This window comes from Leclercia sp. EC_58, assembly GCF_019584355.1.
Classification (GTDB): Bacteria; Pseudomonadota; Gammaproteobacteria; order Enterobacterales; family Enterobacteriaceae; genus Enterobacter.
In genome coordinates, this window is record NZ_VDAM01000001.1 from 2,748,451 (window position 1) to 2,761,651 (window position 13,201).

Annotated in this window: 10 protein-coding genes and 1 tRNA gene; 6 read left to right on the plus strand and 5 right to left on the minus strand. The window is 53.1% G+C overall.

Annotation, left to right across the window (positions count from 1 at the left end):
• Positions 1 to 219: 219 nt before the first annotated feature.
• From FHC51_RS13385 to FHC51_RS13395, 3 genes are all read left to right on the plus strand, one after another.
• Complete coding sequence (locus FHC51_RS13385; RefSeq protein ID WP_114315413.1) at positions 220 to 2,217, plus strand: choline BCCT transporter BetT; 1,998 nt, start codon at positions 220 to 222, stop codon at positions 2,215 to 2,217.
• A 233-nt stretch (positions 2,218 to 2,450) separates the two neighbouring features.
• Positions 2,451 to 2,816, plus strand: coding sequence for a hypothetical protein (locus FHC51_RS13390; protein WP_220435754.1), 366 nt, complete (start codon positions 2,451 to 2,453; stop codon positions 2,814 to 2,816).
• A gap of 12 nt (positions 2,817 to 2,828) precedes the next feature.
• Positions 2,829 to 4,925, plus strand: a complete 2,097-nt coding sequence (locus FHC51_RS13395; RefSeq protein WP_114387496.1) for a pyrroloquinoline quinone-dependent dehydrogenase — start codon at positions 2,829 to 2,831, stop codon at positions 4,923 to 4,925.
• Between the two features lie 63 nt (positions 4,926 to 4,988).
• Here the strand turns inward: FHC51_RS13395 and FHC51_RS13400 are convergent, their stop codons facing one another.
• On the minus strand, positions 4,989 to 5,846 hold the full coding sequence (locus tag FHC51_RS13400; RefSeq protein ID WP_220435755.1) for an alpha/beta fold hydrolase: 858 nt from the start codon (positions 5,844 to 5,846) through the stop codon (positions 4,989 to 4,991).
• A gap of 208 nt (positions 5,847 to 6,054) precedes the next feature.
• On the opposite strand from FHC51_RS13400, the gene FHC51_RS13405 reads away from it, so the two are divergent.
• Together FHC51_RS13405 and FHC51_RS13410 are read left to right on the plus strand one after the other, a co-directional pair.
• A tRNA-Ser gene (locus tag FHC51_RS13405) sits at positions 6,055 to 6,142 on the plus strand.
• A gap of 226 nt (positions 6,143 to 6,368) precedes the next feature.
• Positions 6,369 to 7,373, plus strand: a complete 1,005-nt coding sequence (locus FHC51_RS13410) for a substrate-binding domain-containing protein (protein WP_114315410.1) — start codon at positions 6,369 to 6,371, stop codon at positions 7,371 to 7,373.
• Here FHC51_RS13410 and FHC51_RS13415 read toward each other — a convergent pair.
• The 4 genes from FHC51_RS13415 to FHC51_RS13430 all read right to left on the minus strand — a co-directional run bounded on the left by FHC51_RS13415 (position 7,366) and on the right by FHC51_RS13430 (position 12,381).
• Complete coding sequence (locus tag FHC51_RS13415; RefSeq protein ID WP_220435756.1) at positions 7,366 to 8,250, minus strand: NAD(P)-dependent oxidoreductase; 885 nt, start codon at positions 8,248 to 8,250, stop codon at positions 7,366 to 7,368. The genes FHC51_RS13410 and FHC51_RS13415 overlap by 8 nt on opposite strands.
• Before the next feature lie 50 nt (positions 8,251 to 8,300).
• A complete protein-coding gene (locus tag FHC51_RS13420; RefSeq protein WP_114315408.1) occupies positions 8,301 to 9,656 on the minus strand; it encodes an NAD(P)H-dependent oxidoreductase in 1,356 nt (451 codons plus the stop codon).
• A 26-nt stretch (positions 9,657 to 9,682) separates the two neighbouring features.
• A complete protein-coding gene (locus FHC51_RS13425; protein WP_103823328.1) occupies positions 9,683 to 11,041 on the minus strand; it encodes an MFS transporter in 1,359 nt (452 codons plus the stop codon).
• 233 nt (positions 11,042 to 11,274) lie between these two features.
• Positions 11,275 to 12,381, minus strand: coding sequence for an NADH:flavin oxidoreductase/NADH oxidase (locus tag FHC51_RS13430; RefSeq protein WP_220435757.1), 1,107 nt, complete (start codon positions 12,379 to 12,381; stop codon positions 11,275 to 11,277).
• A 760-nt stretch (positions 12,382 to 13,141) separates the two neighbouring features.
• On the opposite strand from FHC51_RS13430, the gene FHC51_RS23255 reads away from it, so the two are divergent.
• On the plus strand, positions 13,142 to 13,201 hold a 60-nt coding region (locus FHC51_RS23255; protein ID WP_130054469.1), incomplete at its 3' end, for an IS1 family transposase.

Genomic DNA, 13,201 nt, shown 5'->3' on the forward strand with positions numbered 1-13,201 from the left:
AGCCCTGCGATAGCAATATCGCGGGGCTTTTTCTTTTGTCGTTTTACCTGTCCGATGACATTATGTCAGTCAACTAAAAACCCGATCTCAATAAATTAAACCCAGTAAAGACAAGGATATAACCCGATGACAATGCCATCAGCACCTGCATAAGCAGCGTAAATTTGCTAACCTCAAAGAGGTGATTCCTCACATCCGGATTAATGGAATAGATAAAATATGAGTGAAAATAACACCACCCCCCAGAAGTCTGAAAGCAAGATTAACAAAGCGGTATTCTATACATCTGCTTTGTTAATTTTCCTTCTCGTTGCTTTTGCAGCAATTTTTCCTGACGTAGCTGACAAAAATTTTAAACTGCTGCAGCAGCAGATATTCACCAACGCCAGCTGGTTCTACATCCTGGCGGTCGCGCTGATCTTACTCAGCGTGACGTTCCTGGGGTTGTCGCGCTACGGCGATATCAAACTTGGCCCCGATCATGCCCAGCCCGATTTCAGCTATCACTCCTGGTTTGCCATGCTCTTTTCAGCGGGTATGGGGATCGGTCTGATGTTCTTCGGCGTGGCCGAGCCGGTTATGCACTACCTCTCTCCACCGGTAGGCACGCCCGAGACCATCACCGCCGCGAAAGAGGCGATGCGGCTGACCTTCTTCCACTGGGGGCTTCACGCATGGGCTATCTACGCTATTGTTGCGCTGATCCTGGCCTTTTTCAGCTACCGGCACGGCCTGCCTCTGACGTTGCGCTCGGCGCTTTATCCCATTATTGGCGACAAAATTCATGGTCCGATAGGCCATGCCGTTGATATTTTTGCCGTTATCGGTACCGTTTTTGGGGTGGCGACGTCGCTGGGTTATGGCGTGCTGCAGGTGAACGCCGGGCTCAATCATCTCTTTGGGGTGCCCATCAACGAAACGGTGCAGGTTATCCTGATCGTGGTCATCACCGGGTTGGCGACAATTTCCGTGGTCTCCGGGCTGGATAAAGGCATTCGTATCCTGTCCGAGCTTAACCTGGGGCTGGCGTTACTGCTGCTGGCGCTGGTACTGTGCCTGGGGCCAACCGTGCTGCTGCTGAAATCCTTCGTGGAAAACACCGGCGGCTATCTCTCCGAGCTGGTGAGTAAGACGTTCAATCTTTACGCCTACGAGCCGAAATCAAGCAACTGGCTGGGTGGCTGGACGCTGCTCTACTGGGGCTGGTGGCTCTCCTGGTCACCGTTTGTCGGGATGTTTATCGCCCGCGTCTCCCGCGGCAGAACCATCCGTGAATTCGTCACCGGGGTGCTCTTTGTTCCGGCGGGCTTCACGCTGATGTGGATGACCGTTTTCGGCAACAGCGCGATCAATCTTATTATGCGCGAGGGGGCAACCGATCTGGCGAATACGGTGCAGCAGGACGTTGCGCTGGCGCTCTTCAACTTCCTTGAGCACTTCCCGTTCTCGTCCGTGCTGTCGTTTATCGCCATGGCGATGGTCATCGTCTTCTTTGTCACCTCGGCTGATTCCGGGGCGATGGTGGTGGATACGCTGGCATCCGGCGGCGAGGCCAATACCCCCGTCTGGCAGCGCATTTTCTGGGCTGCGCTGATGGGCGTAGTGGCGATTGCGCTGCTGCTCGCAGGTGGGTTAAGCGCGCTGCAAACCGTTACCATCGCCAGCGCGTTACCGTTTTCCATCATCCTGCTGATTTCCATCTACGGGCTGCTCAAAGCGCTGCGTCGTGATTTAACCAAACGCGAGAGCCTGAGCATGGCGACCATAGCGCCCACCGCGGCCCGCAATCCTATTCCGTGGCAGCGTCGTTTACGCAATATTGCCTATCTGCCAAAACGATCGCTGGTGAAACGCTTTATGGATGAGGTCATCAAACCGGCGATGATCCTCGTGCAGGAGGAGTTGAGCAAGCAGGGCACGGTGAGCCGAATCAGCGATGCCTCCGACGATCGTATTCGTCTTGAGGTGGACTTAGGCAACGAGCTGAACTTCCTCTATGAGGTGAGGCTGCGGGGCTATAACTCTCCGACCTTTGCTCTGTCGGCGATAGACAACGACGAACAGCAGGCGGAGCAACACCGATACTATCGTGCGGAAGTCTACCTCAAAGAAGGGGGACAGAATTACGACGTGATGAGCTGGAACCAGGAACAGCTGATTAACGATATTCTCGACCAGTACGAAAAGCATCTGCACTTCCTGCATCTGGTTCGTTAACATCACTATGCCGCCTCCTCAGGCGGCATTTTTTATGCCCAACTACGCGGCTATGCCGTGTTTGCACGCCCCCTTTAAAATCCTTCTTCTATACTCAGTTACGTTTAGTGATCTATGCCGCTGTTTTTCTTACTGCCTGAGTTTTTCGCTATTGCCCATGCAAGTCGCAGCCGCATAAATCCACGAGCCTGATTTATTGGTTAATTTTTGTTTTGATAGGGGGAGTTCCTGGTATGTTACATTCTCAATCCTCCCGCGCTGGCACGATATTGCTGTTGCTGGCTGCGGTCATTGGCGTCGCGGTGGCGTTATACGCCTGGCTGACGCCCCTTACCGGCGTTACCGATACTATCGGTGCGCTGGGCGTCGCCATTGCCAGCGCGGTACTGGCGGTACTGACCTTGATGTTACGTGCCGCATCTGGCCGTGGGGCGCGCATCTTTCTGATTATCGTCACCCTCGTGGTACTCATTGGTATTGGGTTCGCCGCCGCGCTGCTGCACCAGTACATCATTACTGCAGCGATGGTGGTCGGCCTGATCGGTCTGATTATGCTGAGCAGCAAGCCCGTCCACCAAAATACCCGCGTCAGAGCCTGAGGAGTCCCACCCGTGTATAACGATAAACATCACCCCTTCATGAAAGTCAGCATGACGGCGCTGGCGCTGCTGATCGCGCCACTCTCTGTGCAGGCGCAGGATAAAGCCACTGAGGCCTCTCAGGGAACGCAAGAACAGCTCAACGTAGATGCAGCGGATCAACAGGCGCCGGGAACCACCAAAACCACCGATGAAGCCTCTACCGGGCAGAGCGAGGGACAAAAAGTGGCTTCGGCTGAGCAACCAGCGACCCCGCTGGTGCCCTCTGCCGCCACCTGGGATAGCTTCCACGGACAGCTTAACGCGCAGAAATACAGCCCGTTGACCCAGATCACGGCGGAGAACGTCGGTAAATTGACCAAAATCTGGGAGTTCCATACCGGCGATGTGTCGGATGGTAAAGGCGACACCCCTGCAACCGTCTGGTCAGCAACGCCCATTTTTGCTAACGAGACGCTCTATATCGGTACCCCTTTCGATCGCCTGATTGCGCTGGACCCGGGCACCGGGAAAGAGAAGTGGCACTACGACACGAAGTCTTCGCGTAAAGCGCTAACCCAGCCAGTGCTGAAAAACCGCGGCGTCTCCTACTGGCAGGCCAAAGAGCCAGTCGCCGGTGAAGCCTGCCAGAAGATCGTCTATATGGGCACCGTGGACGGCAAGCTCTTTGCGCTGGATGCCGATTCAGGCAAACCCTGCACCGGTTTTGCGAACAACGGCGTGCTGGATGTAAATCAGTGGAACACCGTTAACGCCAAATTCCCGCTCTCCATCCTGCAACCGCCAACGGTGGTGGGTAACCACCTGCTGGTGGGCTGGGCCGGTAAAGACTGGGCTTATGCCGAAGCCCCTCCGGGCACCGTATTTTCCATCAATGCCCAGACCGGCGAGCGGGAATGGTCCTTCGAGGCGATTCCGGAAGAGATTCGCCAGCGCACCGGGACGGCCAACGTCTGGACGCACATGTCTGCCGACGAGGCCAACGGCCTGGTTTATCTGCCGGTCTCTTCTCCGTCGCCTAACTACTGGGGCGGTAACCGTGTCGATGCGATCCCGCTCGGCACCTCGACAACCGCGCTGGATATCAATACCGGTAAAGTGGTCTGGTCCCGCCAGTGGGTGCATCACGACGTGTGGGATTACGATATCAACTCCGCGCCAACGCTGATGGATATCACCGTAGACGGCAAGCAGATCCCGGCCCTGGTACAGGCCACCAAGCAGGGCTTCCTGTTTGTGGTTAACCGCCTGACGGGGGAGGACGTCTGGCCTATTGAAGAGCGTCCGGTGCCGCAGGGCGACGGTTCGGTGCAGGGGGAAAAACTTTCGCCAACCCAGCCGTTCCCGACCAAGCCTGCGCCGCTGCTCGATCAGTCGAAAAAGCCGGAGATCTGGAAGCTGGCCGATATGGTGGGTGCCGGTCAATGCTCCCGCCTGTGGGATAACCTGACCTATGAGGGGATGTACACACCGCCTACCGCCAAAGGCGAGGGGGCGCTGACCTACCCGGACAGCGCCGGTGGCGTGCAGTGGGGCGGGGTGGCGTTCGATCCGAATAAGCAGATCGCTATCGTCAACACCTCACATATCGTGCAGTACGTGAAGCTCTACAGCCGCGAAGATTACGATAAAGCCGATAAAACTGCCGGTAACGAGAGCGGCTTTGCACCGCAGGAAGGCGCGCCTTACGGCATGCGTCTGCTGGTCGCCAATAACTGGCTGGGCATGCCGTGCTGGAAACCGCCGTTTGGTGAGATCGTCGCGCTGGATATGCATACGGGTGACGTGAAGTGGCGTCGTCCGGTTGGCGCCTCGCAGCAGTACGGCTTCTTTATGCCGGAAAGCTGGGGCTCCCCAACCATCGGCGGCCCGGCTATCACCGCGGGTGGGGTGATCTTCATTGGTGCCTCTATGGATGCCAAAGTACGCGCTTATTCCGTGGAGAGCGGTGAAGAGCTATGGTCCGATCAGGTTGAAGCCCCGGCTGTGGCAAACCCGTCGGTCTATGAGTACAAAGGCCGTCAGTATGTGGCGTTTGTCGCGGGCGGGAATACGATCCTGAAGGATCAGGTAGGCGACCAGGTTGTGGTTTACGCCCTGCCTGAATAATTCCTCGACGCGCAATGTCATCATAATGGGGCCTGCGGGCCCCTTTTTATATTCACTGCTCGCTCAATCCGGGCACTGACTCATCAACCATTGCCCGACAATGGGCCATAATGTTTCCGCACAGCGCGTGCGGAAAAAACCCATATGCCCCACGCTGGGCAGGCCAAAATCCGCATGACGGATCTCGCGTCGATCGATTTTTGCGTTTTTGACCGGCTCTATCAGGCGCGTAATGGCCTCAGGATTAGCCCACGGATCGTCATCAAATCCCATAACCATCAGAGGGAGCCTGACCTCAGCCGCTCTTCGACGCGTATCCCAGTCAGGATCGTCGTAGAAGTAACCCGGCATGGCGCTCCAGCGTCCCCACTGCAGCATGACAGGCGCCGGTAAATCTTCTCCCAACCCGAGGCGTTTTGCCGGCATATAACCAAATATACGGCAGAGGAGCGGACCGAGAACGCGCAGCAAGCACCAGACGCGCACTTTTTCCGCCGTCTGTTTTATAGAACGGGTGACCCCTGCGTGGGATGCCACAATGGCCGCAGCCTGAAGATGCCGGGTAGCCGTCGACAGCAGAACGGCGTGTCCACCCACGCTGTGCCCAACCGCCAGCAGGCTAAGATCGGGGAAACGTGACCTGGCCCAGGCCGTGATGCAACCCACATCCTGCTCCATCCAGTCTGACATGGAGACGTTACAGCTGCGGAGCATGACTGATTTAGAGCGACCTACCCCCCGATAGTCATACGTCAGGACACTGAATCCATAGTCGTAAAGATACTCAGCGAAACGCTGATAAAACTCCTGTACAACCGCTGTCGCGGGGTGAAGGATCACCAGCGCGCGGGCATCTTCTCTCTCCCAAAGCGTGGCAGCGAGAGAGTCGCCTTCATTTGTCGGTATTATTATCGAATGCATGGGTAAACCTTGGTTGAGTGGTCATACCAGTTCTGAATAAAAGACAATAGCTGCTTCTGATGAGTCTGGCGATTTTTTCTTGTCTGGAATTTGACGGTCGTCAGCAGAAGATGATGGGTGCGGGGTTGTACAAAAGGCGAACACATTCAATTTCCTGAATTTTTTGCTTTACATAACCTCCAGAGATGTTTATAGTGCGCCTCACTCTGGAAGCGTGGCCGAGCGGTTGAAGGCACCGGTCTTGAAAACCGGCGACCCGAAAGGGTTCTAGAGTTCGAATCTCTACGCTTCCGCCAAATTAAAAACCCTGCGATAGCAATATCGCAGGGTTTTTTGCTTTTTTGCTTTTGTGCTTTTTCAGCAAATGTTGACGTCTTTTGCGCAACTTATTTCCCTGGTTGAAGGCAAGCGCTGTCATAAATTTTATCGATACGTGATTTTGCCACTAACATCATTTTCATCGAAACATGATTGATCTAACATAAAATTATCTACTCTGCGGACCTGAGGCTAAGTGCTACATTGAATGATAAAAAGAAAAGCACCATCAAAGATGTCGCTGCTTTAGCCGAAGTATCAATCGGTGTTGTCTCCCGTGTATTGAATCCCGGAACCGGTTCAGTTTCCGAACGTACCCGGCAGCGGATTATCGCTGCCATGCAAACCCTTAGTTACACCCCGCAGAGCGCCGCGCGTGAACTCAAGACAAACCTGAACAATACCCTCGGCTTGGTTGTGGCCGACATCAGTAATGACTTTTTCTCTGAAATTTCGGATCTCATTGTACGGCGCGCTCGCGAAATGGCGATGAACGTCATCCTGGTCACGACGCAGGAAGATCCCTTGCTTGAGCGGGAAAGCCTGGAAATGTTGATGCAAAAGCGGGTCAAAGCCATCATCGCAACGCCGACAAGCGCTAACAAGGATATGTGGCAATCGATCAGTAACATGGGGATAGCGATCGTGTTTATCGATCGCTATCTGGAGGATTTTACAGGCGCCAGTGTTATTGGTTTTAACAATGAAACTTCTGCTCGCCAGGCGACCTCTTATCTGGTCGAGCAAGGCCATCGGCGTATTGGGTGGATAAGTGGGCCCCTCAATACATCCACTTCTTTGCAAAGACTGGAAGGTTACAAGAAAGGTCTGCAGGCGCAGGGAATTGAATGTAATAAACAGCTTATCGCAGTAAAGAATTTTCGCGATCCGCTCGCCAGCCAGTCGCTTGATGAATTGCTGTCGCTTGCAGAACCACCGACAGCAATCATTATTGGCAATACGTCAATCGCACCGGTCATCATGTCGCGGATCCGCGAGCTAAAATTGGCTGTGCCCGATGACCTTTCCGTCATCGTTTATCATGACAGTCACTGGAGTCGCCTGCTGAGCCCGTCCATTAGCGTTATAAAACATCCCCTTGAAGAACTGGCCAGTAAAGCACTGTTGAGTTTATCCGGTGAACAGCAAAAACCCTGCGAACTGGATAGCATATTAGTTAAAAGAGAAAGTGTTTCCAGGATTAAATAGCCACCTTATTTAAACGCTGGATTTGCTTAATAATGGCGCAATGATCCAAGTCACCCTCTCCGGCATCAATCATCTGGCTGAAGAGTCGATTCACTGTTTCTGTTAACGGTAGGGTCAAATTAAGCTGCTTCGCCAGTGCCACCGCACTGCGCGTGTCTTTAAGCTGCCACTTTGCAGCGCCCCGAGCTTTAAAGTCCCCTTTAACCATGCGTTCGCCCTGGTGTTGCAACAATGTAGAATCTGCAAACCCGCCGAGTAGGGCTTCGCGCACTTTTTCTGGATCGGCACCGCCGCGTTGCGCGAGAGTAAAAGCTTCTGACAATAAACTTAAGGTTCCGGCGACAATAATCTGGTTTGCAAGTTTGGTGAGCTGACCGGCTCCAACTTCTCCGACATGCGTGACTTTCCCCAGGTGTGATAGCAAAGGACGAAGGCTCTCAATGAGTTGCCTGCTTCCTCCCGCCATTAAGGATAATGAACCTTTCTCTGCGCCTGTTGTTCCGCCGGAAACAGGGAGATCGACATAATGAGCCTGAACACTATGGGCCTTACGTGCTTGCTCAACCACAATGTCCGGCGACAGGGTACTCATCATGAGGATGATTGTATCTGGACCAATGTACTGAAGTGCGTTGTGATTGAATATCACCTCATCGCACGCCGTTGCATCGCTTAACAAACAGATGATGAGCTCACTGTCTGCCAGTAACTGCGAAGCAGATTGTTCGATCTTTACGCCAGCGCTTGCCAGTTGTAGCGCTTTTTCTTGCGACCTGTTCCATACCGTGACCGGATATCCGGCTGCGACAAGTCGGCGCGCCACAGGTTGTCCCATCAACCCCGTACCCAACAAGCCAATACGCATTTCGCTTTTCATTTGTCCTCCTGATATACCCGCAACAGTAGCCGTTGCGGGTATCACCCTGTTTATAATCCCGCAAGATTGACCATTTGCTTGCGTAATTCAACGATATCCAGATTGTTGTCAAAATGAACATCGGAGAAACGAATCGCCTTATCTTTTGCGACATCCTTCACCAGTCGGACATGATGGGCCAGCCCCATTGGCAAGAAATCTTGTGCCACACTGATGCTGGCTGGCAAGGCATTGGCCCAGACAGTAAACCCGCCTTCACCATCCAGCATCTCACCCGCTTTAAGATCGCGTTTTGCCGTTGCAACCGCATCGCCCCGGAAACTTAATGCTGTCCCGGTAGCTTCTCCTCGTAATACCGCGGAGAGAATACTGATGCTGGTTTCAAGACCAATCAGATGGAAAGGGCGCCACATCGACGCGTACCAGCCGCTTGGGTCGGTCAGTAATCCGTACTGTTTGAAACAGGCCCGACTGTATTCATCCCGGGCTTTAAATGTCACGAAAACGCCGTAGCGGATATTGTTAAGCACCTCACGTCCGTCAGGCTCCTGACTGGCTGCGATATCCACAAGTCCACTGCGGCCCAGGCGCCCGCCATCAGATGCCGGAGAGAAGACCCGCGCCAGGTCATGCACCCCGGCAGGGGGAAATTCCAGTCCGTTATCGGGACAGTCTAATCCGGTTGCGTTGGCGACAGCCGCCATCTCAATGGCCGCTTTGGTACCATCGGTAAACGAGTTGTACATTTTTGGGTTAAAGTCCCCGGCAGCAACTTCTTCGTCAGACCAGCCAAAGAATCCCCAGACGGTATCCGGTGTGGAGTAGCGGTATCGCGGTTCGTAATTCATCCCTTTACCTGCGGCAACGATTTCAAAGCCACAGGCTTTAGCCCAGTCAACCAGTTCACAAATGATCGCCGGTTGATCACCATAAGCCATGCTGTAAATCACCCCGTTCTGGCGCGCACGTTCCGCTATCAAAGGCCCGCACAACACGTCGGCTTCCACATTTACCATCACCACGTGTTTTCCATTTTCGACCGCATGGAGAGCATGACGAGTGCCGGCCAGAGGATGTCCCGTCGCTTCAACTATGCAGTGGATTTGCTCACACCGGATCAGCTGTTCTGCATCCTCAACGACGCAGGTTGTGCCTTCGCGTAAAGCTGCTTCGATGTTATGCGCCTGATACTGCGATTCTGGCCATCCCACACGCGCCAGTGCAGCACGGGCTTTCTGGACATCCAGGTCTGCAACGGCCACCACATGCAGCCCTTCCAGGTGTCGCAGTTGGGCAAGTACCATCGAACCAAATTTGCCGGCGCCGATAATGCCCACACGAACAGGCTGTGCTGAACCCGATTTTGCGGCACAGGCACGCTCAGCTAACAATGCTGCTAAGTTCATTTTCTACTCCTTTAAGGGGGGATGGTTTAACGCCAGCCAGCAATCTGACGGCGATTTCTGCTCATGAGATAAATCAGCAACGGCGAGAACAAAACCAGGACAGCTAACAGATAGAGACCGCTCTGTGATTTACCGGAAATCGAGATAACGAGGCCAACCAGGAAGGGTCCGAAGAACCCACCAATATTGCCAATTGAGTTAATCAGTGCCATGCCACCGGCACAGCCTCGGCTGGTAAGAAAGGATGCTGGAAGGGTATAAAACGTCGGCACGCATGACAGCATACCCACCGTCGAAAGCGTTAACCCCACCATGGATATCACGGGTGAGTCGCTGATAGCGGCGACCACAAATCCGACAGAAAAGAGCAGCGATGGAAGAATAAAATGCCAGGTTCGCTCATTGGTTTTATCAGAGTGATTCGACCACCAACACATCACCACCGCGCCTGCGATATAGGGAATCGTGCCCAGCATACCGACAACAGTATCAGAGTAATCGAAGCGCTTGATGAACTGCGGCATCCAGAAACCGAGGCCTGTGAGACCAATAACGGTAAAGAAATAGGCCATCCCCAGCAGCCAGACCCGTCGGTCTTTGATCATTTCCCTGAAACCGGAGTGCCCGGCGGACAAGGTCGCCTCCTGGTCTTTTTCCATCAGGTCCTGGTAAGCCTGACGCTCTTCGGGTTTAAGCCAGGACGCTTTAGACGGTTTATCGGTAAGATAAAGAAAAACCACAACGGATAAGATGACAGGCGGGCAACCTTCAATTAAAAATAGCCACTGCCAACTCTCCAGCCCCCCAACATTATGGAAATTGTCGAGAATATAACCCGAGATCGGATTGGCGATAATAGCAGCCAGCGGAACCCCTAAATAGTAAATGGAGAAGACCTTAGCCAGCTCCTTTTTGGGAAACCAGGTTGTCAGATAGAAAACAATACCTGGCGCCAGTCCCGCCTCGGCCACGCCCAGTAAAAAGCGCAGGATACTTAGCGTCACCACGCCTTGTGCAAACGCCATCGCCATGGAAATAATGCCCCATGTGATCATGATTCGGGCTAACCAGAAGCGTGCACCGTATCGTTCCAGCAGCACATTGCTGGGAATTTCAAACAGGATATAACCGAAGGAAAATATCCCCACAGCAAACCCAAAATGTTCAGGCGTTAACCCCAGGGATTGATTCATGGTTAACGCGGCCATGCCGATATTTGAGCGATCTATAAACGCAAGCAGATACATCAGCAGTATCAGGGGCATCAGCCGAAATTTGGCTTTTTTTATCGCCCCCCTTGCCAGCGATGAAATTTCTGTTTGGCCTGGCTCAGGCGTAACACCCACACCGGCCAGCGTACTATCGAACTCTTCTACGTGTTTCATGATGTATCCCAGTAGCGTTTAACCCACTGAAAATCACGGAAAAAGCATGAATACCGCGACAGTTTTTAGAAAAAAGTAAAACGTTTTACTTTTTCAAGAGTTTTACGACTGATACAGGAACAGTCAAGAGAAGCGCGGGGAAAGTTAAGAAATTGTGACTAGGTTAACGAGTTGTAAATGATCCTGCTTTTAGACGGGGAAGGATACCCGTGATGCCACGGGTATCCGAAACATCAGGATTTAAACAGGTTTTTCAGGGTGTGCGGCTGGCAACGCAGATACTGTTCCGGCGCATGGACCTGGGCGCCCAGCGCCGCTGCCGCATGCCATGGCCAGCGCGGGTTATAGAGCGCGCCGCGGGCGATGGCAATAAAATCTGCATCCCCGCTGGCTACGATAGATTCCGCATGCTCGGGCTCGGTGATTAACCCCACCGCCACCACCGGAATATTTACCGCAGCTTTCACCGCCCTTGCCAGCGGCACCTGATAGCCAGGATAGACCTCAATCTTCTGATCCGGGTGCAGACCGCCGCTGGAGACGTGGATCACGTCAACGCCGCGCGCTTCCAGCATTCTGGAGAACTCAACCGCTTCTTCAAGGTTGAATCCGCCTTCCACCCAGTCCGTCCCGGAGATACGCACGCTGATGGCTCTCTCCGCCGGGAAGGCTTCCCGCACCGCGTCGACAATTTCCAGTGGGAACCGGGTTCTGTTTTCCAGCGAACCGCCGTAATTATCCGTGCGCTGATTAGAGAGCGGCGATAAAAACTGATGAAGCAGATAGCCGTGGGCGGCGTGGATCTGGATCAGATCGATATTCAGTCTGGCAGCACGTTTTGCGGCCTCAGCGAACTGGTTGCGGATTTCGGCTAAGCCCTCGCTGTCGAGAGCGGTTGGCGGCACATAGCCCTCGTTGTAAGGTACTGCGGAAGGGGCTAACGTCTGCCAGCCCCCTTGCTGGTCGGGTGGAATTTGCTGTCCCCGATGATCCCACGGCTTGTGCGTTGACGCTTTTCTGCCCGCGTGGGCCAGCTGGATGCCAACAGGAATATCGGACCACTTCCGCAGGGTGTCCAGCACCCGGCCCATCGCTTCCTCGGTTTTGTCATCGTAGAGCCCGACGTCAGCGTAGGTAATGCGGCCTTCCGGGGAGACGGCTGCCGCCTCAATGGTGAGCAGACCCGCGCCGGAGAGGGCCAGTTGCCCCAGGTGAAGGGTATGCCAGTCATTCATGCAGCCCTCTTCGGCAGAATACTGACACATGGGGGCGATCACGATGCGATTGTCGAGTTCAAGATTGCGGATACGTAACGGTGTAAACAGCTTGGGTTGAGACATACATGTCACTCCAGATTGCAGCGTTAGAAACAGGGGAGGGCGATTTTTACCCTTATATATTCATCAACATAACGCAGAGATAACGATAACTGAACCTGCCGTTTATGCAAAAGTCCGTTGCGTCAGACGCAACGCTTTAATGATTACGCTATTCACTTTGCGACGTTGCTGAAAGATGCGCCATCAGAAAATCGACAAACACTTTCACTTTTTTGCTGTTCCTGCGGGTGGGGTGTGCCGTGAGTATGTGGCGGGGGACACAATGCGCACCGTGACATGGGCGGCTTTATCGTTGCGCCAGATAATGGCAGTAAAACATGAAGCGGGCTTTATTTAAACCCTGCTCAGGGCATTGGGAATAACACTTAAGTTGTCTGTATTGGTATTTTAATGTAAACATTAATATTCGGTTTTTTGTTTATTAGCTCGTTATGAGATTTATCTTAATATTAATTTCACTGCTAGTTTTCCTCTTGGGTATAATTGCAAAGATGTCCAATTTATAGGGCTGAATGTTATTTTTATGTAGCCATTTCTCACCATGGCAGTGCAAGAAAATACAAAAATATTAAGATTAATCAATGATGTCAATGTTGACATGTCAACATTGCCGGGGCGGCTATTTTGCGTGTCAGATACCCGGTTGTTTTTTAGTGATACGGGAAATATCATTTTTATGCGCGTAGGTGGATTAAACGCATTTTAGGTAATGCTGCCAACTTACTGATTTAGTGTATGATGGTGATTTTAAGGTGCTTGCGTGGCTTCCATTTCCATCAGATGTCCTTCCTGCTCCGCTACTGAAGGCGTGGTGCGTAAC